The 446-nt window shown below is 56.7% G+C and carries 1 protein-coding gene; it reads left to right on the top strand.

Features of this window, described 5'->3' with window-relative positions:
* Nucleotides 1-51: 51 nt before the first annotated feature.
* Nucleotides 52-446: DUF2254 family protein (locus tag I6F37_RS39915; protein WP_249795451.1), on the top strand; the 395-nt coding region annotated here is incomplete at its 3' end.

Genomic DNA, 446 nt, shown 5'->3' with positions numbered 1-446 from the left:
TCGGTGGTCTACGCGTCAGGACAATATGGTCCTCGATTGCTTAGTAATTTCATGCGCGATCGTGGCAATCAAGTGACGCTCGGCACGTTCATCTCGACCTTTATTTATTGCCTGATCGTTTTGCGTACCGTCCGCTCGCCCGAAGAGTCGTACGGCGCAGGCTTCGTCCCCAACCTGGCCTTGCTCGTGGCCGTGCTGCTCGCAATTTGTTCGATCGCAGTCCTAATCTTCTTTATTCACCACGTGCCAAGCAAGCTGCACATCAACAGTGTAATTCAAGATGTTGGTGACCGACTGCTCCACGAGGTGAAGCACCGTTTTCCCGCTTCGATCGGGACCGAATGCAGTGACGGGGACGCAGGAGACACGTTACCGGCGATATTTCGCCGCGGCGCCGACATCTCACATTCCGAAGACCGGGCCCGCGTGTGCGCGCGCGATACGGG

Source organism: Bradyrhizobium sp. NBAIM08 (assembly GCF_020193935.1).
GTDB lineage: Bacteria > Pseudomonadota > Alphaproteobacteria > Rhizobiales > Xanthobacteraceae > Bradyrhizobium > Bradyrhizobium yuanmingense.
Note: the sequence above shows the minus strand (reverse complement) of the source record. Positions and strands in the feature narration are given on the sequence as shown.